At 65.0% G+C, this 24,126-nt stretch carries 22 protein-coding genes; 11 read left to right on the plus strand and 11 right to left on the minus strand.

Annotated features, from left to right (window positions below):
- Positions 1–39: 39 nt before the first annotated feature.
- The 3 genes from ACODS2_RS13210 to ACODS2_RS13220 all read left to right on the plus strand — a co-directional run bounded on the left by ACODS2_RS13210 (position 40) and on the right by ACODS2_RS13220 (position 3,928).
- Positions 40–1,218 (plus strand): aromatic ring-hydroxylating oxygenase subunit alpha, encoded by a 1,179-nt coding sequence (locus tag ACODS2_RS13210; RefSeq protein ID WP_488999239.1) that lies wholly within the window; start codon positions 40–42, stop codon positions 1,216–1,218.
- Between the two features lie 150 nt (positions 1,219–1,368).
- Entirely contained in the window at positions 1,369–2,985 is a 1,617-nt protein-coding gene (locus ACODS2_RS13215) for a phytoene desaturase family protein (RefSeq protein ID WP_488999240.1), read from the plus strand.
- Positions 2,986–3,055: 70 nt separating this feature from the next.
- Complete coding sequence (locus tag ACODS2_RS13220; protein WP_488999241.1) at positions 3,056–3,928, plus strand: TSUP family transporter; 873 nt, start codon at positions 3,056–3,058, stop codon at positions 3,926–3,928.
- Here the strand turns inward: ACODS2_RS13220 and ACODS2_RS13225 are convergent.
- Positions 3,925–4,110: a hypothetical protein gene (locus ACODS2_RS13225; RefSeq protein WP_298166526.1), complete on the minus strand. Its 186-nt coding sequence runs from the start codon at positions 4,108–4,110 to the stop codon at positions 3,925–3,927. The genes ACODS2_RS13220 and ACODS2_RS13225 overlap by 4 nt on opposite strands.
- A complete protein-coding gene (locus ACODS2_RS13230; RefSeq protein WP_488999242.1) occupies positions 4,107–5,396 on the minus strand; it encodes an APC family permease in 1,290 nt (429 codons plus the stop codon). The genes ACODS2_RS13225 and ACODS2_RS13230 overlap by 4 nt, the downstream gene beginning before the upstream one ends.
- A 168-nt stretch (positions 5,397–5,564) precedes the next feature.
- Between ACODS2_RS13230 and ACODS2_RS13235 the strand changes: the two genes are divergently transcribed.
- Positions 5,565–7,160 carry a sulfotransferase family protein gene (locus tag ACODS2_RS13235; protein WP_488999243.1) on the plus strand — a complete coding sequence of 532 codons (1,596 nt, stop codon included), beginning with the start codon at positions 5,565–5,567 and terminating at the stop codon, positions 7,158–7,160.
- Positions 7,161–7,310: 150 nt separating this feature from the next.
- Positions 7,311–9,686, plus strand: a complete 2,376-nt coding sequence (locus ACODS2_RS13240; protein WP_488999244.1) for a TonB-dependent receptor — start codon at positions 7,311–7,313, stop codon at positions 9,684–9,686.
- Between the two features lie 44 nt (positions 9,687–9,730).
- On the opposite strand, the gene ACODS2_RS13245 is transcribed toward ACODS2_RS13240, so the two are convergent.
- Together ACODS2_RS13245 and pobA are read right to left on the minus strand one after the other, a co-directional pair.
- On the minus strand, positions 9,731–10,402 hold the full coding sequence (locus tag ACODS2_RS13245; protein WP_298166545.1) for a response regulator transcription factor: 672 nt from the start codon (positions 10,400–10,402) through the stop codon (positions 9,731–9,733).
- Positions 10,403–10,508: 106 nt separating this feature from the next.
- Positions 10,509–11,678: a 4-hydroxybenzoate 3-monooxygenase gene (gene pobA, locus ACODS2_RS13250; RefSeq protein WP_488999245.1), complete on the minus strand. Its 1,170-nt coding sequence runs from the start codon at positions 11,676–11,678 to the stop codon at positions 10,509–10,511.
- 112 nt (positions 11,679–11,790) lie between these two features.
- Here pobA and ACODS2_RS13255 point away from each other — a divergent pair, with 112 nt between their 5' ends.
- The 6 genes from ACODS2_RS13255 (at position 11,791) to ACODS2_RS13280 (ending at position 16,312) form a co-directional block, all read left to right on the plus strand.
- The gene (locus tag ACODS2_RS13255; protein ID WP_488999246.1) at positions 11,791–12,633 is read left to right on the plus strand and encodes a helix-turn-helix domain-containing protein; all 843 of its coding nucleotides are present in this window, start codon (positions 11,791–11,793) and stop codon (positions 12,631–12,633) included.
- Positions 12,634–12,722: 89 nt separating this feature from the next.
- A complete protein-coding gene (locus ACODS2_RS13260) occupies positions 12,723–13,373 on the plus strand; it encodes a hypothetical protein (RefSeq protein WP_488999247.1) in 651 nt (216 codons plus the stop codon).
- Between the two features lie 4 nt (positions 13,374–13,377).
- Entirely contained in the window at positions 13,378–13,944 is a 567-nt protein-coding gene (locus ACODS2_RS13265) for a hypothetical protein (RefSeq protein WP_488999248.1), read from the plus strand.
- 99 nt (positions 13,945–14,043) lie between these two features.
- The gene (locus ACODS2_RS13270) at positions 14,044–15,177 is read left to right on the plus strand and encodes a cobalamin-independent methionine synthase II family protein (protein WP_488999249.1); all 1,134 of its coding nucleotides are present in this window, start codon (positions 14,044–14,046) and stop codon (positions 15,175–15,177) included.
- Positions 15,174–15,569: a nuclear transport factor 2 family protein gene (locus ACODS2_RS13275; RefSeq protein WP_488999250.1), complete on the plus strand. Its 396-nt coding sequence runs from the start codon at positions 15,174–15,176 to the stop codon at positions 15,567–15,569. Before ACODS2_RS13270 ends, ACODS2_RS13275 begins: the two co-directional genes overlap by 4 nt.
- Positions 15,569–16,312 (plus strand): IclR family transcriptional regulator, encoded by a 744-nt coding sequence (locus tag ACODS2_RS13280; RefSeq protein ID WP_488999251.1) that lies wholly within the window; start codon positions 15,569–15,571, stop codon positions 16,310–16,312. Before ACODS2_RS13275 ends, ACODS2_RS13280 begins: the two co-directional genes overlap by 1 nt.
- Before the next feature lie 63 nt (positions 16,313–16,375).
- Here ACODS2_RS13280 and ACODS2_RS13285 read toward each other — a convergent pair whose 3' ends face one another.
- The 7 genes from ACODS2_RS13285 to ACODS2_RS13315 all read right to left on the minus strand — a co-directional run bounded on the left by ACODS2_RS13285 (position 16,376) and on the right by ACODS2_RS13315 (position 24,041).
- Positions 16,376–17,215 (minus strand): beta-etherase, encoded by an 840-nt coding sequence (locus tag ACODS2_RS13285; protein ID WP_488999252.1) that lies wholly within the window; start codon positions 17,213–17,215, stop codon positions 16,376–16,378.
- 171 nt (positions 17,216–17,386) lie between these two features.
- Entirely contained in the window at positions 17,387–18,775 is a 1,389-nt protein-coding gene (desA, locus tag ACODS2_RS13290) for a syringate O-demethylase (protein WP_488999253.1), read from the minus strand.
- Between the two features lie 309 nt (positions 18,776–19,084).
- The gene (locus tag ACODS2_RS13295; protein WP_488999254.1) at positions 19,085–19,342 is read right to left on the minus strand and encodes an ATP synthase F1 subunit epsilon; all 258 of its coding nucleotides are present in this window, start codon (positions 19,340–19,342) and stop codon (positions 19,085–19,087) included.
- 109 nt (positions 19,343–19,451) lie between these two features.
- The gene (atpD, locus tag ACODS2_RS13300; RefSeq protein WP_421837763.1) at positions 19,452–20,909 is read right to left on the minus strand and encodes a F0F1 ATP synthase subunit beta; all 1,458 of its coding nucleotides are present in this window, start codon (positions 20,907–20,909) and stop codon (positions 19,452–19,454) included.
- Positions 20,910–20,933: 24 nt separating this feature from the next.
- On the minus strand, positions 20,934–21,806 hold the full coding sequence (locus tag ACODS2_RS13305; protein WP_488999255.1) for a F0F1 ATP synthase subunit gamma: 873 nt from the start codon (positions 21,804–21,806) through the stop codon (positions 20,934–20,936).
- Between the two features lie 120 nt (positions 21,807–21,926).
- Positions 21,927–23,456 carry a F0F1 ATP synthase subunit alpha gene (gene atpA / locus ACODS2_RS13310; protein ID WP_421837765.1) on the minus strand — a complete coding sequence of 510 codons (1,530 nt, stop codon included), beginning with the start codon at positions 23,454–23,456 and terminating at the stop codon, positions 21,927–21,929.
- 30 nt (positions 23,457–23,486) lie between these two features.
- The gene (locus ACODS2_RS13315) at positions 23,487–24,041 is read right to left on the minus strand and encodes a F0F1 ATP synthase subunit delta (protein ID WP_488999256.1); all 555 of its coding nucleotides are present in this window, start codon (positions 24,039–24,041) and stop codon (positions 23,487–23,489) included.
- Between the last annotated feature and the right edge of the window lie 85 nt (positions 24,042–24,126).

The raw sequence follows: 24,126 nt of genomic DNA on the forward strand, positions 1-24,126 counted from the left end.
GTCCAACAAGCATTTTATTGACCCCCTTGGAGATTCGGTATGGGCCACCAGTCTGCGTTTCCGGCGCTTTCCGCCAGCGAGCACGATCCTGATGCGGACTGGAGCCTGCCCGGCTGGCTCTACACCGATCCCGAATATCACGCGCTCGAGATGGAGCGGGTGGTCCGCCCATCATGGCAGATCGTCTGCCATGTGAACGAGATCCCTAACCCGGGCGATTGGCGCACCATCGACTACATCGGTGAGAGCGTGATCGTGCTGCGCGGCGATGATGGCGAAGTGCGCGCCTTCACCAACGTGTGCCGCCACCGCGCAATGCGGCTGGTCGAAGGCACGGCGGGATGCGCCAAGAAGCTCGTCTGCCCTTACCACGCCTGGGTCTACGAGACGGACGGGCGCCTCACCGGCGTTCCCATGAAGTCCGATTATCCCGCTCTGAAGCTTGAAGAAAACGGCCTCGCGCCCGTCGCGCTTGAAGTTTGGCGCGGTTTCGTCTGGGTCTGCCTCAAGCCCGGCGTGTTCCCCACGCCCAGCGCAATGATGGCCCCCCACGAGGCTGAAATCGCGCCCTACCGGTTCGAGGACATGCAGCCGATGGGCACCATGCGCCTGCGCCCGCGCGAGGTGAACTGGAAGAACGTCGGCGACAACTATTCCGATAACCTCCACATCCCTGTGGCGCACGACGGCCTCACGCGCATCTTCGGCAAGTCCTACCAGATCGAGGCGGATGATTGGGTGGACCGCTTGAAGGGCGATCTGGTCGACAAGCCCTCAAGCCTGTTCTGGGAACGCTTCTATCAGGCCCACCTGCCGCGCGCGGAGCACTTGCCCGAGGAAAGCCAGCGCCGCTGGCTCTACTTCAAGCTCTGGCCCAACATTGCCTTCGATATCTATGCCGATCAGATCGATTTCATGCAGTGGCTGCCGATCAGTCCCACCACCTGCCTGCTGCGCGAAATGGCCTATGCGCTGCCAGATGCCAGCCGCGAAATGAAGCTGGTCCGCTATGCCAACTGGCGGATCAACCGCGTGGTCAACAAGGAAGACACCTGGCTGATCGAGCGCGTGCAGCAGGGCATGCATTCGCAAACCTACGGCGCCGGCCCCATCGGCAAGAGCGAGGTCTGCCTGCGCAGCTTCGCCCGCAAGATCCGCGCGCTGACCCCTGAGGCAAGGCTCCACAAGGCTCCGCCGGCGGGGTGGTCGAAGGCTTGAATAGCCCGCTCCCCTTCAGGGGAAAGGGTTGGGAGAAGGGAGCAAACGCCCCACTCCCCTCTCAACTCCGGCTAGCGAGCAAGCTCGCAAGCCTTCGTATCTCTCCCCTTCAGGGGAGAGGGCATAACATTGAATAACGGGAGTCATCACATGTCCAACCGCTACGACGCGATCATCATCGGCGGCGGCCACAATGGCCTCACCTGCGCCTTCTACCTCGCCCGCGCCGGCATGAAGGTCCGCGTGCTCGAACGGCGCGACATCGTCGGCGGCGCCTGCGTGACCGAGGAGTTCCACCCCGGCTTCCGCAATTCGACCGCCAGCTACACCGTCAGCCTGCTGCGCCCCAAGGTGATCGCGGACATGAAGCTGCACGAGCGCGGCTTCCGCATCATCGAGCGCACGATCAGCAACTTCTTCCCGTTCGAGAACGACTACCTCAAGCTTGGCGGCGGCGCTGGCCGCACCGAGGCGGAGTTCGCGCGCTTCAGCAAGAAGGACGCCGAGGCTTACCAGCACTATGACGCGGCGCTCGAGAAGGTCGCTGGGGTGCTGCGCGATATCGCACTGAAGACCCCGCCCAATGTCGGCGGCGGCGTCCGCTCGCTGCTCTCGGCGGCGCAGCAAGGCTGGCCGATTGCGGGCCTCGGCCTCGATGTGCAGCGCGATCTGCTCGATATCTTCACCAAGTCCGCGCGCGATTTCCTCGATGGCTGGTTCGAAAACGACTATGTGAAAACCGCGTTCGGCTTCGATGCCGTCGTCGGCAACTACGCGGGCGTTTCCACCCCCGGCTCGGCCTATGTGCTGCTTCACCACGTCTTCGGCGAAGTGAACGGCAAGTTCGGCGCGTGGGGGCATTCGGTCGGCGGTATGGGCGCGATCACGCAGGCCATGGCCCGCGCCTGCGCCGAATATGGCGTGGAAATCAGCCTCGAAGCTCCCGTCTCGAAGGTGCTGGTGAACAACGGCAAGGCCGTCGGCGTGAAGCTGGAAGGCGGCGAGGAGCTCTATGCGCCGACCATCGCCGCCAACGTCGGCCCCGCGCTGCTTTATCGCCAACTGGTCGACAGCAGCGACTTGGACGCCGATTTCAACCGTCGCATCAAGAACTACAAGACCGGCTCGGGCACGTTCCGCATGAACGTCGCGCTTTCGGAGCTTCCCGATTTCACCGTGCTTCCGGGCAAGGAAAAGGCCGAGCATCACACCGCCGGCATCATCATCGCACCGGGCATGGACTACATGGATCAGGCATTCATCGATGCGCAGCAGTTCGGCTGGTCGAAGAAGCCGATCATCGAAATCAAGCTGCCCACCACCATCGACGACAGCCTCGCCCCTCCGGGCCAGCACATCGCCAGCCTGTTCTGCCAGCAGTTCTCGCCCGAGCTGAAAGACGGCCAGAGCTGGGACGACGTACGCGACAAGGTGGCGGACCTCATCATCGACACGGTCAACGACCACGCGCCCAACTTCAAGAACGCGGTCATCGCGCGGCAGATCCATTCGCCGCTCGATCTGGAGCGCAAGTTCGGCCTCATCGGCGGCGATATCTTCCACGGCAACATGGGGCTCGATCAGCTGTGGGCCGCGCGCCCCGTGCTCGGCCACGGTGATTATCGCTCGCCGATCAAGGGCCTCTACATGTGCGGCAGCGGCACCCACCCCGGCGGCGGCGTAACCGGCGCGCCGGGCCACAACGCCGCGGCAGAAATCATCCGCGATCGCGGCACGCTGTGGAAGGTCCTCCACCGCGCGAAGTGAATGATGCCAAGCCATTGCAGCGCCGCCACATTCGTCTAGCCTCGCGCCTTCGGGGCAGGGGGAAGACGATATGCTGGCGGCGCTTCTGGTTTTGCTCGGGCTGACCGCCCTTTTCTATCTGTTCGTGCTGCTGCGTGCCGCGATTGCCCAGCGCATCGTGCCCGGCGCCGAAGCCGCGCTGCTCGGTGCGGTTACCAATTTCTTCGATACGCTCGGCATCGGCTCGTTCGCGCCCTCCACGGCATGGGTGAAGTTCCGCCATCTCCTGCCCGACAAGCTGATCCCCAGCACCTTGCTCGTCGGGCACACCGGGCCTTCGATCATGCAGGGGATCATCTTCCTGCTGCTGCTCGGCGCAGACGTCGATCCGGTGCTGCTGGTCGGCTGCATCCTCTCCCTGCTCGCGGGCGCACTGATCGGGGCGCGGCTGGTGACCCAGGCCGCGGTCTGGCTGGTGCAGCTCACCGTCGCGCTCGGACTTGTCATTGCGGCGACGATCTTCCTCGCCATCAACCTTCACCTCATGCCGGGCGGCGGCAGCGCCTCCACCTTGCCGCTGCCGCTGATGCTGCTGGCCTTCGCGGTCAACTTTGCGCTCGGCGTGCTCGTCAATTTCGGCATCGGCAACTACGCGCCCACGCTGATCATGTTCAGCCTGATGGGCATGGACCCGCGGTATGCGTTCCCGGTCATGGCGGGCAGCGCGGCCATCGCCGGTGCGGGCGCCAGCATCAGCCACATCCGCATCGGCGAGATCGATTTGCGCGTCGTCACCGGCATCATCCTCGGCGGCATACCGGCGGTCCTTGTCGCTGCCTTCGTGGTGAAGAACATGGACGTTGCCATGCTGCGCTGGCTGGTGATCGGCGTGGTCTATTATGCCGCCGCCGTCATGGCGCGCTCGGCGTGGACCGGCCACCAAGCGCGCCCGTCAGCCGCCTAGACCGCTGCGATCAACGACATCACGAACTCAACCAGAAACTCCAGCACCACCGGCAGCAACTGGATGCCCAGTTGCACGATGAGCCAAAGGGCCCACAGCGTGATCGTGCCTGCAATGATCCAGTGCTGTTTGAAATAGTAGAGATAGCGCAGCCACAACCGCTTCCACCACCGCGCTTTCATGCCGCCGCCAGCTCCTGCCCCCGCCGCACCGCGAGGTACACCGGCACGCCCGCCAGCACGAGTCCCAGCCCATATCCCACCGCGCTCGCGCCAAGGCCCCAGGTCGCCCAGCCGATGAACGCCGCGCCGCCCAGCGCCATCACGATCAGCCCGCGCTCCTGCGGCAGCAGGCGGATCGCGGCCAGCATGCTCATGAAATAGGCCAGCATCCCCGCGGCAAGGCTGACCGAGGCGATGAACTGGAAGAGGTCGCCAAGGCCCCGCCCATAGTTGAGCAAGGTCACCGCGCTCAGCAGAGCCGAGGAGACCACGTGCGCGCGCACCGGCGTCCCACGCTTTCCGTCAGCCGCGAACCACTGCGGAAACACCCCGCCGCGCGCCATCGCCTGCGGCATTTCGCCCTGCAGCAGGATAAACCCGTTGAGCGTGCCGAACGCGCTGATCGCAGCAAATACTGCCACCACCGAGGCCATGTTGTCGCCAAACGTCCGGCCAAGGAAATCCGCCACCGGGGCAGGGGAGGCCGCTGCCTCGGCTGCTGGCATATAGGCCCAGAACGCAAGGCTGATCCCGAAGTAGACCGCCCCCGTGAGCAGCACGCCGATGATCGTGGCGAGCGGCACCACACGCGCCGCATTCTCCACTTTGCCGGCAGGGACGGTCGCGGATTCAAGACCAAGGAAGCCCCAGAACGTCAGCCCCGCCGCCGTCGCAATCGCACCCGGCGCGATTGAGACGGGCGGCTGCACCACGCGCGGCGTCCCGCTTGCGGCAAACCACAGCGCAAGGCCGATCAGCAGCACCAGCGGCAGCAGCTTGAGCGCTGTCGTCACCACCGAAAACGCGCCCGCCGCGCGCACGCCGCGGATGTTGATCGCGGTCATTCCCCACACACAGGCCACGGCAAGCAGGGCAGGCACGCCGGGAGTCTTGCCGATCCACGGCACAACAAGACTGAGATTGCTGACGACCGCCACGGCAATCGCGCCATTGCCGCTCCACAGCAGGACCCAATAGCTCCACGCCGCGATGAACCCCGCAAAAGGCCCAAACGCCGCCTGCACATAAGCATAAGGCCCGCCAGATCCCGGTAGCCGCGCGCCCATCCGCGCAAAGGCTGCGGCAAGGCAGGTCGCCCCAGCAATTGTCACCATCCAGCCGAGCAACTGGTTCGTGCCCAAGGGTGCCAGTGTGGAAGGCAGCAGATAGATGCCGGACCCGACCATGTTGCCGACGCACAGCGCGAGCACCATCCAGAAATTGAGGCCGCGGGGCTTTGCCGTCATCGAAGATCCATTCCCAAAACCCCCTTCCGTTCGTGTCGAGCGAAGTCGAGACACCACGCGCAAGGTGTCTCGACTTCGCTCGACACGAACGGGGCATGGGAGCGCCAATGTCGAACATGCAGACTAACGCTTGATCGCGCCGCGTCACGCGTGTTTGTTGCGCGCACAATGGCCAGCCCCCCTGAACACGTCCGCAGCTACGACCCCCGCCTCGTCCGGGCCGCCATGGCGATGAACGCCAATGTGCTGCACGAGGCCGAGCCCTTGCTGCGCGCGCTGCTCAAGGAAAACCCGTTCGACGTGCGCGCGATCCGCCTGTTCGCGGAACTTGCCGGGCGCATCGGCCGCTATCAGGATGCGGAAAACCTGCTGCGCCGCGCCATCGAACTCGCCCCCGATTTCACGCCCGCGCGCGCCAATCTCGCGCTCGTGCTCTATCGCACCGAACGTGTGACCGAAGCGCTCGAGGAATTGGCACAGGTCACCACCGAGGATCCCGACAATCTCGGCAACGCCAACTTGCAGGCCGCCGCCTATGGCCGCATCGGCGAGTTTGACGAAGCGCTCGCGCTCTATGCCCGCGTGCTGGCCGAAGCGCCCAACCAGCCGAAGGTCTGGATGAGCTACGGCCACCTGCTCAAGACCGTCGGGCGGCTGGACGAAGGCGTGGCTGCCTATCGCCGCGCCCTTGCCATTCAGCCGAGCCTTGGCGAAGTGTGGTGGAGCCTCGCCAACCTCAAGACCGTGCGCTTTTCGGACGAGGACATGGCGGCCATGCGCCGCGCGCTGGCGGATGAAAACGTCTCGCCCGAAGATCGCTGGCACCTCGATTTCGCGCTCGGCAAGGCGCACGAGGACCGCGCGGAGCCTGATGCCGCCTTCACGCACTATGCCGCCGGAAACGCGCTCAGGAAGAAGCGCCTGGCCTACAAGGCCGATGACACCACCGCCGCCGTCGATGCCGCCATCGCGGTCGCCACACCCGATCTCTTCGCGCGCCATGCCGGTGCCGGTTGCCCCGCGCCCGATCCGATCTTCGTTCTCGGCATGCCTCGCGCGGGCTCCACGCTGGTTGAGCAGATCCTCTCCAGCCACAGCCGGGTCGAAGGCACCAGCGAACTGCCGGATATCGGCATCCTCGCCCGCACGCTCGAGGATTACCCGCACGACCTTGCCGCGATCGATCCCGCACAGCTCAGGGACCTCGGCGAGCAATACCTCGAACGCACCCGCGTCCAGCGCCACACCAACCGGCCGCTGTTCATCGACAAGCTGCCGAACAACTGGCTCCACGCCGCCTTCATCCGCCTGATCCTGCCCAACGCGAAGATCATCGACGCGCGCCGCCATCCGCTTTCGTGCTGCTTCTCCAACTTCAAGCAGCACTTCGCGCGGGGGCAGGGCTTTTCCTATTCGCTGGAGGACATGGGCACCTACTACCGCGACTATGTCCGCCTGATGGCCCATCTCGACCGGGTGATCCCCGGCGCGGTCCACCGCGTGATCTACGAACGCATGGTCGAAGATACCGAGGCCGAAGTGCGCGCGCTGCTCGATGCCTGCGGCTTGCCCTTCGAGCCCGCCTGCCTCGCGTTCTACGAAACGGAGCGCGCCGTGCGCACGCCCAGCTCCGAACAGGTCCGCCGTCCGATCTTCCGCGAAGGCACCGAAGCCTGGAAGCCGTTCGAACCGTTCCTCGATCCGCTCAAGTCCGCGCTGGGTGAGGTGCTGGCCGCCTATCCCGCTGCCCCGCAAGGGTGGTGAGGGGGCGTAGCTGCCGCGGGCAATATTACGTTGCAAATCGGTCACGCATGCCGGGGCATGGCGCAACATCACTGAAACACTGTTGAAATTATCGCCAAGTCAGACCACGGTCTTTGCCGTCCCGGGGGACCAAAGAGGTGGGAAAATAATATGAAGACGGCTTACTCGCGCGTTTCGCGCAGCATTCTCATGGCGACCGCAGCGTTCGCGGCACCCGTGGCCCTAGCACAGACCGCCCCTCAGGATGGCCCGCAGGCCGCCGCCGCATCCGATGGCACCGAAATCATCGTGACCGCGCAGAAGCGCAGCGAGAACCTGCAGAACGTGCCGATCTCGATTCAGGCGCTCGGCACGCAGAAGCTCGACCAGCTCAACATCGCCAGCTTTGACGACTACGCGAAGGTGCTCCCCAGCGTCAGCTTCCAGTCGTTCGGCCCCGGCCAGACGCAACTTTCCTTCCGCGGCATCACCAGCGGCGGCGACGGCCTCCACGGCGGTTCGCAGCCCACCGCCGCGCTCTATGTCGACGAAGTTCCCGTCACCACGATCGCCGGCGCGGTCGACCTCCACGTCTACGATATTGCCCGGGTCGAGGCGCTTTCGGGTCCGCAGGGCACGCTGTTCGGCTCAAGCTCGCTTGCCGGCACGCTGCGCATCATTCCCAACAAGCCTGACACCAAGGGCTTCTCCGGCCGCATCGACGTTTCGGGCAACAAGGTCGGCAAGGGCACCGGCGGCGGCAGCGTCGAAGGCTTCGTCAACATCCCGCTGAGCGACCGCGCGGCACTGCGCGTGATGGCGTTCTACCAGCACGATGGCGGCTATATCGACAGCATTCCGGGTAGCCGCACCTTCACGCTGGGTGACGACAATCCGGACACCAACGTCACCGTCAACAACGCGAAGTTCGTCAAGGACAACGTCAACAAGACCGATACCGCCGGTGGCCGTGCCGCCCTCAAGGTCGATCTTGACGACAACTGGACCATCCAGCCCTCGGTGCTCTACCAGCACCAGACGACGCGCGGCTCGTTCCTGTTCGATCCGCGCTACGGCGATCTCAAGGTTACCGATTTCGGGCCGAGCTATAACCGCGATGCCTGGGCACTCGCGACGATGACCATCAACGGCAAGATCGGCAACTGGGACCTCACCTACGCGGGCGGCTACTTCGATCGCCGGGTCGAGAACAAGGCTGACTATTCGGAATACTCGGTCGCCTACGACCAGTTCCAGGGCGGCTTCTACACCTATTTCGCGACTGCGGACGGCGGCTTCCTCGATCCGACGCAGCAGGTCCACAACCACGACGAGTACACCAAGCAGAGCCACGAACTGCGCATCAGCTCACCCACCGGGGAGCGCTACAAGCTCGTCGCGGGCGTGTTCTACCAGCGCCAGACCGACCGCATCGTGGCGGACTATTACATCAATGGTCTCGCCAGCATTCCGTTCTCGCCGGCAGTGCCCAAGGCGGGTGATGACCTCTTCGCCACCCGCGCCTACCGCGTTGACCGCGACTATGCCGCGTTCGCCGATGGTTCGTTCGATATCACCCCGCAGCTCACGCTGGCGGCGGGTATCCGCGTGTTCAAGGTCAACAACACCTTCATCGGCTTCTCGGGCTTCAAGTCGGGCATCACCGCCGGCAACTGCGTGCCCGTCGTCGCTGACGACCGCGTCTGCAACAACTTCGACCGTCAGGCGAAGCAGAGCGGCGAAACGCACCGCGTCAACCTCACTTACAAGTTCGATCCTGACCACCTCGTCTACGCGACTTACTCGACCGGCTATCGCCCCGGTGGCAACAATCGCCGCCCGAACGTGAACCCGTATGTCGCCGATACGCTGGCCAACTACGAACTCGGCTTCAAGACCGCGTGGTTCGATCGCAAGTTCAAGCTCAACGCCGCGCTGTTCTACGAAAAATGGAAGAACCTGCAGTACGGCCTCAGCCCGGTCGGCTCGTTTGGCGTCACCAACATCTACAACGCGGGTGATGCCCGCGTGTACGGTGCGGAGATGGACTTCAACCTGCGCCTCGGCGGGTTCAACCTGTCGGGTTCGGGCGCGCTGATCGATGGCAAGCTCACCACCGATTTCTGCTCGTTCGATGCCAACGGCAACCCGGACTGCACCCTCGGTGTGGTCGCCGCGCCCAAGGGCACGCCGCTGCCGATCCAGCCCAAGTTCAAGGGCAACATGACCGCGCGCTACGAATTCGATCTGGGCTCGGCCAAGGCTTTCGTCCAGGGCACGCTCAACCACCAGTCGGGCACGCGCTCCTATCTCACCACGAACGAGGCAAACCTGCTCGGCCGGACCACCGGGTTCGAGACGTTCGACTTCTCGTTGGGTGCCAAGGTCTCGGGCTTCGATGTCTCGGCCTTCATCGAGAACGCGTTCGACAAGCGCGGCATCCTCAGCATCAACACGGTCTGCACGCCGTCGATCTGCGGTGCCGGACGGCGGTTCTACCCGATCAAGCCGCAAGTGTTCGGCATCAAGGTCGGTCACGATCTTTAAGGAACCGGCGCGGGCGTCTCCCTCGCGGGGGCGCCCCGGCTTCCTTACGGCCGGTCCAGCACGTATCCCAGTGAACGCACCGTGCGCAGGGGATAGCCCGCGCCTGCCTCGCGCAGGGCACGGCGCAGGCGGCTGACCCAGGCATCGACAGTGCGTTCGTCGATCGGCTGGTCCTTCTTGCCCAGCGCCCCGATCAGCTGCGCGCGGCTGAAGACGTGGCCGGGCTGTTCCATCAGATAGCGCAGCAGGCGCAGCTCATTGGGCATGAGCGGCACCGGCTTTTCGCGCCAGCGCGCTTGTAGCGCCGTCAGGTCCAGCGCGAGATCGCCCAGCCGCAGCGCGCGGGCCGGGGCCTCGCGCTCCGGCAGTTGCACTGAAAGCACCCGGTCGAGCACTGCACCGCGGTCGATCGGGCCGAGAATGTAGTCGTCCGCCCCGGCACGCAGCGCGCGGCGCTTCGCATCGGCATCATCCTCTTCCAGCACGAGCGTGATATGCGCCGCCTCGGTCTGCGAATCGCATCGCAGGCGGCGGCACAATTCCAGCCCGGACAGTTCGGGCAGCAGCCAGCCGATGAACGCCCAGGGGCTGCCATCCAGCAGCGGCAGCGGCGCCATCCAGTTCCAGCGATGAAACACGACGCGCAGATCGCCGTGGACAAAGCTGTCATGGCCGCCAGGGAGCAATTCGGTGAGGAGAATGTCGATCTGCCGCATCTGAACCGGTTTCCACATGTTCGGGCAAGTGGCCCGGTCCGGTTCTTTGTCGCCTTAGTGTGACGGCTCCATGACGATATGACAGTGCCCGCTCAGCCCTCGAGGGTCAGACCGGCAGGCCCACGTAGTTTTCGGCAATGCTCGCCTGCGCGGCATCGCTCGAAGCGATGTAGTCGAGCTCGGCCACCTGCATCGCGCGTTCGAACGGGCCGTCCTCGGGAAAGCGGTGCATCAGCTTGGTCAGCGACCAGCTGAACCGCTCGCACTTCCACACCCGCGCCAGCGCGCGCGCCGAATAGGCCGCCACCGCATCGTTGTCCGCGCGCTTGAAATATCCGCACAGGGCCTCTGCGGCATAATGGACATCGCTCGCCGCCAGGTTCAGCCCCTTCGCGCCGGTCGGCGGCACGATATGCGCCGCGTCTCCGCAGAGCAGCAAGCTGCCGTGGCGCATCGGCTCGAACACATAGGAGCGCAAGGGGGCGATAGACTTCTCGATCGCAGGCCCCCGCGCCATATTCGCCGCCGCCTCAGGCCCCAGCCGCACCGCGAGTTCATCCCACAGCCGGTCATCGCTCCAGTCCTCGATCCGCTCGGTCAGCGGCACATCGATGTAGTAGCGGCTGCGAGTCATGCTGCGCATCGAGGCAAGCGCGAAGCCGCGCTCGTGGTTGGCATAGATCAGCTCGTGATTGCACGGCGGCACATCGGCGAGGATGCCCAGCCAGCCGAACGGATAGACCCGCTCGTACTCGCGCCCGACAGCAGCGGGGATTGCCTTGCGCGAGGGGCCGTGGAACCCGTCGCACCCGGCGATGAAGCGCGCGGTCAGCCGCTCCTCGCGGCCATCGCGGCGGAAGGTGACGGAAGGCGCATCGCTTTCGATATCGTGCAGCGCCACGTCCTCGGCGCCGTAGACCATCTCAAGCCCGCGCCCGGGCGCTGCCTCCATCAGGTCGCGCGTGATCTCTGTCTGGCCGTAGACGGTCACGGTCTTGCCGGTGAACTTTGCCACGTCGATGCGGATCAGCCGCTCGCCATCGGCCAGATTGAAGCCTTCCTCCACCAGCCCCTCGGCCTTCAGCCGCGCATCGAGCCCCAGCCGCTCCATCAGCCCCACAGTCACCTGCTCGAGCACCCCGGCGCGGATGCGCGAAAGGACGTAGTCCGGCCGCTGCCGTTCGATCAGCACGCAGTCGATGCCCTCGGTCTTCAGCAGATGGCCCAGCAGAAGGCCTGCGGGTCCCGCGCCGATGATGGCGACCTGAGTGTGCATGATCGTGTCTCCCGAACCGCCCGCTCCCATGGCGGATCACATTTCGTCATTTGACAGGCGGGGCGAATAGACGAAAGACAGGGCAAGGACAAACACGTGGTACTTTCGGGACATGTCTGAGGCGATCCCCCGCTATGCGCTCTATGGTGAAGGACATGCCGCAGCTGCCGGCGGCTTCGCCCATATCGAGACGATTGCAGAGCGCAGTGCGCTCCACGATTGGGAAATAGGCATTCATCGCCACGATCACTTCGCGCAGGTCCTTCTGGTAGAGGAGGGACACGCCAGCGTCACGCTCGAAGGCGATACCACCGATCTGGAGGCGCCGGGCCGGGTCATCGTCCCCGCCGCTGCGGTCCACGGCTTCCGCTTCCGTCAGGGCACGCGCGGGTTTGTCCTCACCTTGTCCACCGACTTTTCCACACGCGCAGCCGGGGCCGCAGATCCGCTGCTCGCCATGCTCGCGCGCGGCGGGATCGCGCCGCTCTCGGCCGAAGCGGCTTCCCGCGCGCTATGGCTCGCGCGCGAGATGCTGGCGCTCCAGCAGGAATGGCAGCAGCAAGACCCCCTGTTCCTCGCGCTCGCAGAAAGCCTGATCCGCACGTTGGGCCGCGATCAGGGCGGGGCGGGGGAGGCCCCACGCGACGACCAGCGCCTCACCCGCTTTCGCCAACTGATCGAGCTGCACTACCGCCAGCACCGCGATCTGGATTTCTACGCCGCGTCGCTCGGCCTCACCCGCCGCACGCTCTCGCGCCTCACCGCGGCGCAGCTCGGCTGCTCGCCGATGGACCTCATCCACCGCCGCCTCGCGCTGGAGGCCCAGCGCCTGCTGCGCTACACCAACGCCACCGCCACGCAGGTTGCGGGCGAGCTCGGCTTCGACGATCCGTCCTACTTCTCGCGCTTCTACTTGCGGATGATCGGCCGCCGCCCCGGCGAGGAGCGCGGCTGATCGTTTTGCCAAGGCGGTGCCAAAACATCTTGAGCGAGCGCGGACCGGTGATACCCTGCCACCCGACGACACGATGGGGGGGATACCTGATGGCAATTCGTTCGCGCCTGCCGCTTAGGCATTGGGCGAAGTTCATGGCCGTGGCGGCACTGGCCTGCCTGCTTGGCGCGCTGCCGCAGGCCGCGCAGGCGATGAAGTTCTACGTGGCGAACGCGCTGGGTGAGTTGAAGCCCGAAGAGAAAGTCACGCCCGCAGCGCCGCAGCCCGTGCAGGTGATTTTCGAATTTCAGCGCGATGGCAAACCCAATGCCAAGGCGACGAAGGTCGTCACGCCCTGGGCGATGGAAGACCTCAAGGGAACCGGGGCCTTCAGCGAGGTGACCAACGCGCCGACCGCCAATGGCGCGATCATCAGCATCAAGTTCAACAACCTCGTGATCAAGGAAGAGCTCGACAAGACCAAGAAGCAGGCCTTCGGGGCCGGGCTCGGCTTTGGCCTGTTCGGCGGCGTGCTGGCCGTGGATCACTACGTCGTCAGCATCGATTATGTGCCGGCCACGGGTGCCGCACCGATCCACACCGAAGTGAAGCACGAGCTCTACGCCAAGTACGGCAAGAAGGATGTGGAGGTGCCCGGCACCGAGTACAAGAACGCAGACGAGGCGGTAAAAGTGCTGGTCCGTCAGGTCCTTGCGCGCGGCGTGAACAACATTGTCGCCGATCCCGCCTTCCCGCGCTGAACGGATGTGCGGGGCCGGCCTGCGCCGGCTGGCGCTGATCGCGGCTGCCACGGCCTGCCTTGGCGGCTGCTCCGCGCCCGTGGTCGAGCTTCCACCGTCGCTCGAAACCATTCGCATTCTGCGCAACCAGAACGTGCCGGCGATGGCCTTGGGCCCATTCACACCGGCCTCGAAGGACGTTGGCCACAGCATATCGATCCGGCTCGGCATCCTCCACCCACCCAAGGGCCGCAACTTTGCCGAATTCCTCGGCGCCACGTTCGAGACGGAGCTGAAAGCGGCGGGCAAGCTCGATCCAGCCGCTCCGCTCCAACTCAGCGGCGTGCTCACCGAAAGCCGCGCGAGCGAGGATATCAAGAACGGCGGCGGCTCACTCGGCGCAAGGATCACGCTCTCGCGCGGCGGCCAGCCGGTCTTCGCCAAGGACTACCGGGCCGAGACGAAGTGGCATTCGAGCATCATCGGCGCGCTCGCCATCGACGAGGCGTTTGTCCAGTACAACGCGCTCTACGCCGCACTGGTCCGGCAGGCCTTGTCCGATCCCGAACTTGTCGCCGCAACCAAACGCTGATTGCCCGCGCAAAAGCCGCTTTTCCGGCGCAGCTCAGGCTTGCCACGCCCGCTCCATTCACTATGAAAAGTTCATGGATATGAAATGGAGAGCGGTGTGATGGCCAAGATCAAGACAACTCACGTCGGCAGCCTGCCGCGCGGCGATGAACTCACCCCGCTGCTCCTCGCGCGTGACAAGGGCGATGCCTATGATGCGCAGGCCTTCGATACCGCCGTTGCCGCTGCCGTCGATGCCGCGGTCAAGTCGCAGGTGGAGGCCGGTGTTTCGGTCGTCTCCGATGGCGAACTCGGCAAGGTCGGCTACTCCACCTACATGATCGAGCGGCTCTCCGGTTTCGGCGGCCATATCGATCGCAAGCCGGCGGCAGACCTTGCCGAAGTGCCCAATCTTGCCAAGAAGCTCTCGGCCATCATGGGCAGCCAGGAATTCGTCCGCGCCTCGTGCATCGGTGATGTGCGGCTCGTCTCGCTCCAGCCGCTCCACGATGATATCCGCCGCTTCCGCGCCGCGCTCGACAAGCATGCGGGGCCGGATACCGAGGCCTTCATGAACGCCGCTTCTCCCGGCCTCATCACCGCCTTCCAGGTCAACCGCCACTACCCGAGCCACGAGGCCTATCTCGCCGATCTCGCCGATGCCATGCGCGAGGAATACGAGACGATCGTGAACGCCGGCTTCTATCTCCAGCTCGATTGCCCCGATCTCGCGATGAGCCGCCACACCGGCTATCAGGACATGAGCGAGGAAGATTTCCTCAAGATCGCCGCCGCCAACGTGGAGGCGCTCAATGCCGCCACCGCCAACATTCCGCCCGAGCGGATGCGCATGCATGTGTGCTGGGGCAACTACGAAGGCCCGCACGATCACGACATTCCCTTGGAGCGCGTGATCGATATCGTGCTGAAGGCGCGCCCTTCGACCGTGCTGTTCGAAGCCGCCAACCCGCGTCACGAGCACGAATGGAAGGTGTGGAAAGACGCCAAGCTGCCCTCCGACAAGATCCTCGCCCCCGGCGTGATCGACACCTGCTCGAACTACATCGAACATCCCGAGCTGATTGCCCAGCGCATCGAACGCTTTGCCGCCATTGTCGGGCCGGATCGGGTCGTCGGCAGCACCGATTGCGGCTTCGGCACTTTCGCGGGCTACGGCAAGATCGATCCCATCGTCACCTGGCGCAAGCTGCGCAACTTGCGCGAGGGTGCGGATATCGCGGCGGCGCGGGTATGACGGACGAGGAGCGCCGCGCGGCGGAACATGACTGCGCCCGCCTTATCGCGCTCTACGCCAACCTCAATGACGAAGCGCGCTGGGATGAGGTGGCGGCGCTCTATGCCGAGGACGGCGTGATGGTCCGCCCCACCGCGCCCGATGCGCCGATCCACGGGCGCGAGGCGATCCTCGCGGCCGTCAAGTCGCGCCCGGCGCGCACCACGCGCCATGTGTGCAGCAATGTTGTCATCACCGTCGAAAGCGCGGATAGGGCCAGCGGCGTCAGCGCGATGCTGCTGTTCACAGGCGCTGCTGCTCCGCTCGTGGGTTCGTTCCACGACAGGTTTGTGCGCACAGCCGAGGGCTGGCGCTTTGCCGAACGGCGCGGATCGCTTACCTTCGCGCCCTGATGGCCACATCCCCCGCCGCCCCTCCGGTCAAGTCCGCGCTGCGCACGCTCGATGTGATCGAGTTCGTCGTCGCGCACCGGCAGGGCGTGGTGGCGCAGGAAATCGCCGGCGCGCTCGGCATCCCGGTCAGCAGCCTGTCCTACCTGCTCACCACGCTCGCGGATCGCGGCTATCTGGTGCGCGCTGGGCGCCGCTACTTGCCTGGCCCCGGCCTCGACCGGCTGCGCGCCGCCCCCGATGCGCTCCCGCTGGCAGACCGCGTCGCCCCGCTCGTCCGCGCCTTGAAGGGCGAGCTCAACGAGACCGCCTCGTTCATGGTCCAGCGCGGCTGGGAGGTTGAGGCGCTTGTCACCGAAGCGAGCGATCAGGCGCTGCGCTATGCCGTCGATCCGGGCACGCAGCGGCCGCTCCATGCGCTGGCGGCGGGCAAGGTGATCCTCGCCGCGCTGCCCGAAGCCGAACGCGCCCGCTACTTCGCCGAAACCACCCGCGCCGCGTTCACCCCGGCCACCCGCACTACCGAGGCGGACCTCACCGCCGATATCGCGGGGATCACTGCGCAAGGCATGGCCATAGCGCGTGAGGAAGCCACTGTCGGCATCGTCGGCACTGCGGTCCCTGCGCGGATCGACGGGGCGTTCGTCGGCGCCTTCAGCGTCGCCATCCCCGCCGTACGCTTCGATGCCGCGCTGGAGGCCCGGGTGAGGGCAGCACTGATGCGTGCCGCAGGGGCCCTTTCCTAGGTCCTCCCCATTTTTGCGAAGCACAAATGGGGAGGTGGCCCGCGAAGCGGGTCGGAGGGGCCCCTACTTCTTCATCCCAGCCGTAATCCGCTGCGTTTCCGCGCTCGTCGAAGCAGGCCCGGTATTCCGCTTGTAGATCCCGCCTTGCCCCGCAGCGCGGTTGAACAAGTCCGGCCCGCCCTCCGGCTGCGCAAGACCAAACAGCGGAAACAGCCCCGGATGCCGCCCCAGACCGCCGTAGAGATCGAGGCAGCGCTCGATCCAGCCCCGCAGCGGATCATCCTCGGCCAGCACCGGAATCTTGCACACCGATGCGGTAAACAGGATGCCGCCCAGGATGCGGTAGTCGGCATAGTTGGGCGTATCCCCGCCCAACCACTGGCCTTGCCCCAGCGCCGCCCGCAGCGGCTCCAGCGCGGCGGAGATCTTCGGAAGGCGTTCCTCGCGCCCGGCCTGCACGTCCTCCAGCTTGCGCCCCAGCATCTTCTCGCGGCTGTGCGTCACATATTCGTGGTCCTGCGGCACCGAGAGATCGCGGTAGTCCGCGCAGAAGCAAAACATCCACGGGCCGACAGCGGCATTCCAAAACCAGTGATCGAGCGCCTTCAAGGTCGCGGCGACCGAGGGATGCGGGATCAGGGCAGGGCGGTCCGGGTACTTGGCGTCGAGGTATTCCACGATGCCCCAGCTATCGAGCACCCATGTCCCATCGTCGACGATCGCGGGCAGCCGCTCGGTCTTGCCGCCGGTCCTCTCGAGAATGCCGGTGAACCCGCCGGGCACCACATCCAGCTCGAAGCCCTTGTGCTTCAAGGCATATTTCGTCGCCCACACGAACGGACTGATCGTCGCCCCCGTGCTCAGCGCAAGGTCATAGAAGGTGATTGTGTTGTTCGCGGCCATGGCAATCCTCTGGGTTTTGGTTGCAGCCAGTGTGCCAGATATTGTTAGGTGTACAAACCAATTTTCGCGCAGAGACCGCAGAGAACGCAGAGGGAATTGAGAAAACCTGCGGCGCAGCCGCCATCCTCATTCTTCTCGGCGATCTCTGCGATCTCTGCGCGAACAATCCCCTTACTTCCGCGTGCGCCAGCCCTCGGCATAGTTGTCACGTGCCGCCGCCACATAAGGCACCGGCGAGACAACCGCCTTGATCTCCGTCTGCACGTGCGGCTCCACGGTGGGCTTCGAAGTGCCGCCGTCAGGCTCGCCCCACAGCAGCGTCACTTCGGTGCTCGGCTCTGCAAAGCCCGGCTCCATCATGGCGAGCGTCAGGAACTTGCCCTCGTTCGCGGTGTAGCCGATCCAGGTCGAAAGCCCGACCTGCTTGCCGCCGCTCAGCACCTGATCAAACGGGTGCATCGAATAGACCGAACTCGGATACTCCATGAACTTCGCCCGCTCGCCCTGGCTGAGCGCCGATGACTGCACGCGCATCACGTCCTCGTTGTCGAGCGCCAGCGTCACCTTGGTGCGGTGGTTCCCCGCCGCCGCCATCTTCTCGAGCGCGGCGCGGCCGATGAACTCGTGATCGAACTTCACGAACGGCCCGTAACCCAGATCCCACGGCGTCGTGTAATAGCCCTCGACCGTCTCCGGCACCCAGCTGCCGCCGACCGAGCACTTCGCTTCATAGGAATTGGCCGTCAGCCACGCGCGATAGGGCGCCAGCGCCTCGCCGGTGTAGATCGCGGGGAAGGGGGAGGGGATCCAGCCCGATTCCAGCGTGTTGGACGAATAGGCGCGGCCGCCGACCAGCGCCATGCCGAACTCCTTGCCCGCCTCGACAAGCGCCGCATGCACCGCGCCGTAATCTTCCCAGGGGCCGAACAGCTCGAAACCCGGCTGCCCCGCCATGCCGTGGCGCAGCGCGCGCACTTCCTTGCCGCCGATGGTCAGGCGGCACATGTGGAAGAACTTGAGCTCGGGCGGCGTCGCGCCGATGGCCTTCTCGATGATCTGCATCGCGTTCGGGCCCTGCACCTGGAAGCGGTAGGAATTGCGCTTGCCGTCGGTGCGCATCGCCCAACGCTCGTCGCGCTCCACGGTCACGTTCCAGTTGCCGGTCGCGGCATGGTATTCCACCCACTCGATCGTCGGCGCGCGGCCGACGAGGTTGAAGTGGTTCTCATCGAGATAGAACAGGATCACGTCGCCGATCACGTAGCCGTCCGGCGTGACGGGCACGAACTGCTTGGCGCGCTCGGGCTGGAAGTTCTTGAACGAGTTGATGCCGAGATGCTCAAGCATCGCGAAGGCATCCGGGCCCTTAACCGCCAGATCGACCATGTGGTACGACTGGTTGTAGAGCACCGCCGTATGCCCCCAGGCCCACTGCTCGGCGCGCCAGTTGGAGTACTCCGCCGGCACGCCCGGATAGACGTTGGGGCCAACCTGCTGGTTGCGCAGGAAGTGGACGAGATCGCTCTGGCCGGCGATCACGGATTCAAGGGACTGGGTCATGGCAAGGCTCTCCCGGAATGCGATTACGAATTCGCCATGCCTGAATTTCATCAGGCTGAAAAGTTCAGTTATGTGAAATAGCGAAAAAAGTTCGGCGCGGGGTGACGAGGAAATGGGGATCTCGCGCAGAGGCGCAGAGGCGCAGAGGCGCGGAGAAGGGATGAATGCCTGCGGCGCAGCCGCCCCTATGTCTTCTCACGTTCTCCGCGCCTCTGTGCCTCTGCGCGAAACCCCTTCTTCTTCGCCCAGCCCCAAACGCAAAAGGCCGGCCCAAACGGACCGGCCCCTTGGCTAACCACCTGGCGAAAATCAGCCCTCGACGTGCTCGGCCAGCACAGTCAGACCCTTCTCGCTCACTTCGGCAAAGCCGCCGGTGATGCGGATGTCCTCAGGCGGCGCGCCCGCGCTGCGATAGACCCGCAGCGCGCCGTCCTGGATCGTCGACATGAACGGCGCATGGCCTTCCAACACGCCGAAGTTGCCTTCGGAGCCGGGGACTTCGACCATGAACACCTCTTCCGAACGGACGAGGCGGGCCGGGGTAACGAGTTCGAAGTGCAGCGACATTTTGAACCTCTACTCCCCTCCCGCTTGCGGGAGGGGTCGGGGGTGGGCCGGGGTGAAGCGCTAGGCCCACCCCAAACCCCTCCCGCATGCGGGAGGGGTTTAAGATCAATCAGGCTTCGTCTGCCATCTTCTTGGCCTTGGCGATCACATCATCGATACCGCCGACCATGTAGAACGCGCTTTCCGGCAGGTGATCGTATTCGCCGTCAACCACCGCCTTGAACGAGCGGACGGTGTCTTCGACCTGCACGAACTTGCCCGAGATGCCGGTGAACACTTCGGCCACGTGGAAAGGCTGCGAAAGGAAACGCTGGATCTTGCGCGCGCGCGCCACGATCAGCTTATCTTCTTCCGAAAGCTCGTCCATGCCGAGAATGGCGATGATGTCCTGCAGCGACTTGTACTTCTGCAGGGTCTCCTGCACGCGGCGGGCGGTCTCGTAGTGCTCCTGACCGACGACGGCCGGGGTCAGCACGCGGCTGGTCGAATCGAGCGGGTCCACCGCCGGATAGATGCCGAGTTCCGAAATCGCGCGGTTCAGCGTGGTCGTTGCGTCCAAGTGGGCGAACGAGGCAGCCGGTGCCGGGTCGGTCAAGTCGTCCGCAGGCACGTAGATCGCCTGGACCGAGGTGATCGAACCCTTGTTGGTCGAGGTGATGCGCTCCTGCAGCTGGCCCATGTCGGTCGCCAGCGTCGGCTGATAGCCCACTGCCGAAGGAATACGACCGAGCAGCGCCGACACTTCCGAACCCGCCTGCGTGAAGCGGAAGATGTTGTCGACGAAGAACAGCACGTCCTGGCCTTCCTCGTCGCGGAAGTATTCGGCCATGGTCAGGCCTGAAAGCGCGACGCGGGCGCGGGCGCCCGGCGGCTCGTTCATCTGGCCGAACACGAGCGCAACCTTCGAACCTTCGGGGGTCGGGTTGCCGTCGGCGTCCTTGGCGATAACGCCGGCGTCGAGGAATTCGTGGTAGAGGTCATTGCCCTCGCGGGTGCGCTCACCCACGCCCGCGAACACCGAAACGCCGCCGTGGCCCTTGGCGATGTTGTTGATCAGTTCCTGAATGAGCACGGTCTTGCCGACGCCCGCGCCGCCGAACAGGCCGATCTTGCCGCCGCGCGCATAAGGCGCGAGCAGGTCGATGACCTTGATGCCCGTCACCAGAATGGCCGCTTCGGTCGACTGGTCGATGAATTCTGGAGCCTTGGCGTGGATCGGCGCGGTCTTTTCCGCGTTCACCGGGCCCTGCTCGTCGATCGGCTCACCGATCACGTTCATGATGCGGCCCAGCGTCATCGGGCCAACCGGCACCGAGATCTGCGCGCCGGTGCTCTTGACCGACTGGCCGCGGGTAAGGCCGTCGGTCGCGTCCATCGCGATGGTGCGCACGGTGTTTTCACCGAGGTGCTGCGCAACTTCGAGCACGAGGCGGTTGCCGTTGTTGTCGGTTTCGAGCGCGGTGAGAATCGCCGGCAGTTCGCCGGTGAAGGTCACGTCGACGACGGCGCCGATGACCTGGCTGATCTTGCCCGTGGTGGTCTGGTTGAGGACGGCTGCGGTGGCCATTTGGGTTTCCTTACCTGAGATTTCTTAGAGCGCTTCGGCGCCAGCGATGATTTCAATGAGTTCGGTCGTGATCGCGGCCTGACGGCTGCGGTTGTACTGGATGGTCAGCTTCTGGATCAGCTCGCCCGCGTTGCGCGTCGCGTTGTCCATTGCAGTCATCGAAGCGCCCTGCTCGGAAGCTTCACGCTCCAGCAGCGCGCCGAAGATCTGCGTGGTGACATAGCGCGGCAGCAGTGCCTCGAGGATTTCCTCCTCGCCGGGCTCGTATTCGACAACCGCATCGCTCGTCGAAGCCGCCGCCGGAGCGGGGACGGGGATCAGCTGCGCGGTGATCGGATCCTGCTGCAGCGCCGACTTGAACTTGGGCGCGACGAGGTGTGCGACATCGAACTTGCCGGCCGCGAACAGCGCGATCAGCTCGTGCGCAATGGCACTGGCTTCATCGAAACCGGGCGTGCGCACCATGCTGGTGTCATAGCCGTCCGTCTTGGCATTGGGGTATTCGCGCTTCAGCGGCGCGCGGCCCTTCTTGCCGACGAGGTAGAAGCTCACATCCTTGCCAGCGGCTTCGAGCGCGCGGGCCTGGATCTTGGCTTCCTTGACGATGTTCGAGTTGAGACCGCCGCACAGGCCCTTGTCGGTGTTGACCACGACGAGGAGGTGGCGCTGGCTGGAGCCCGTGCCGCGCATCAGCAGCGGTGCGCTATCCTGCCCGGCAACCTTGCCGGCAAGGCTGCCCATCACCGCAGCAAGGCGGCTGGCATAGGGGCGCGCAGCTTCCGCCGCGCCTTGCGCCTTGCGCAGCTTGGCCGCCGCGACCATCTGCTTGGCCTTGGTGATCTTCTGGGTCGATTTGACCGAGTTGATCCGGCCCTTGAGTTCCTTAAGGCTGGCCATCGAATGTCCCTTGCGGGGGCCGGAAGAAAATAGGGACAGTCCCTATTTATTGCCTTCCGGCCCGGTGCAAATCTCCAAAACAGCGTAAGCGATAAATAGGGACTGTCCCTATTTTCTTCCTTACGCGAACTGCTTGCCGAACGCGTCGAGCGCGGCGACCAGCTTGCCCTTGGCCTCGTCGCCGAGATCCTTGGTGTCGCGGATCAGGGTGAGCAGGTCGGCGTGGCTGGAGCGCAGGTAGCTCAGCAGCTCGGCCTCGTACTCGCCCACGCTCTTCACCGGCACGCTGTCGAGGTAGCCGTTGGTGCCCGCGAAGATCACGCAGGTCTGCTCCTCGAAGCCCAGCGGCGAGAACTGCGCCTGCTTGAGCAACTCGGTCAGGCGCGCACCGCGGTTCAGCAGCTTCTGCGTCGAAGCGTCGAGGTCCGAACCGAACTGCGCGAAGGCCGCCATTTCGCGGTACTGCGCCAGCTCCAGCTTGATCGAGCCGGCGACCTTCTTCATCGCCTTGGTCTGTGCCGACGAACCCACGCGGCTCACCGAGAGGCCGACGTTGATGGCCGGACGGATGCCCTGATAGAACAGGCCGGTTTCAAGGAAGATCTGGCCGTCGGTGATCGAGATCACGTTGGTCGGGATGTAGGCCGAAACGTCGCCGGCCTGCGTCTCGATGATCGGCAGCGCGGTAAGCGAGCCATTGCCGTTCTCGTCGTTCATCTTCGCGGCGCGCTCAAGCAGGCGCGAGTGGAGATAGAACACGTCGCCCGGGTAGGCTTCGCGGCCCGGCGGGCGGCGCAGCAGCAGTGACATCTGGCGATAGGCCACGGCCTGCTTGGAAAGATCGTCATACACGATCACGGCGTGCATGCCGTTGTCGCGGAAGAACTCGCCCATCGTCGCACCGGTGTAGGGCGCGAGGTACTGCAGCGGCGCGGGCTCCGAAGCGGTTGCGGCCACAACGATGGAGTATTCCATCGCGCCGTTCTCTTCGAGCTGGCGAACGATCTGCGCCACGGTCGAGCGCTTCTGGCCGACGGCGACGTAGATGCAATAGAGCTTCTTGCTCTCGTCATCGCCCGCGTTGGCGGCCTTCTGGTTGATGAAGGTGTCGATCGCGACGGCGGTCTTGCCGGTCTGACGATCGCCAATGATCAGTTCGCGCTGGCCGCGGCCGACGGGAACGAGCGCGTCGATCGCCTTGAGGCCGGTCTGCACGGGCTCGTGCACCGACTTGCGCGGGATGATGCCGGGCGCCTTGACTTCGACGCGGGTGCGGACGGCGTCCACGATCGGGCCCTTGCCGTCGATCGGGTTGCCCAGCGCGTCGACCACGCGGCCGAGCAGGCCCTTGCCGACGGGGACGTCGACGATGGTGCCGGTACGCTTGACCTGATCGCCTTCCTTGATCTCGGCGTCCGAGCCGAAGATCACGACGCCGACGTTGTCGGCTTCGAGGTTGAGCGCCATGCCCTTCACCCCGTTCGCGAATTCGACCATTTCGCCGGCCTGGACCTGATCGAGGCCGTAGATGCGGGCAATACCGTCACCGACCGACAGCACCGAGCCGACTTCCGAGACCTGGGCCTCGGTGCCGAAGCTGGCGATCTGGTCCTTGATGACCTTCGAGATTTCAGCTGCGCGGATTTCCATGGAAACGCCTTTCGTAAAACTTTTGGAGCTTCAGCCCTTCATGGCCTGGGCGAGCGAATTGAGACGGGTGCGGATCGAACCGTCGATCATGCGGCTACCGATCTGAACGACGAGGCCGCCCAGAATAGCCGGATCGACATGAGCCTTGACCGTGACGGAGCGGCCCTCGCGGGCCTTGAGCTTGTCGGCAAGCGCCGCAAGCTGCGCATCGTCGAGCGGGTGCGCGGTGGTTACTTCGGCGGTCACCTCTCCGCGCGCCGCAGCGGCGATCGCGGTGAACGCGCGCACCACATCGGGCAGCGAGGCGAGACGGCGGTTAGCCGCCAGCACGCCGAGGAACTTGCGGGTGAGGCCCGAAAGTTTGAGATAGTCGGCAACCGCGTCGATCGTCTTCGCGGCGGCATCGCGCGAGACTTCGGGGTTCTTGAGCAGCGCGGCCAGATCATCCGATTCGCGCACCGCCGCGCCAAGGGTGTCGAGGTCGGTTTCGACCGCCGTCACAACCCCCTGTTCGCCCGCCAAGTCATAGAGCGCGGCCGCATAACGTCCCGCCAAGCTGGCCGTAATCCCGCCGGAAATCTCCACGCGCCTTGGTCCCCTTCATCCAGGATGGATCGCAAATGTAGCTTGCATGGGCCATGGTGCCGCGCACAAAGCACGGCGGCCCGCA

It is taken from the genome of Novosphingobium sp. FG137, assembly GCF_057809735.1.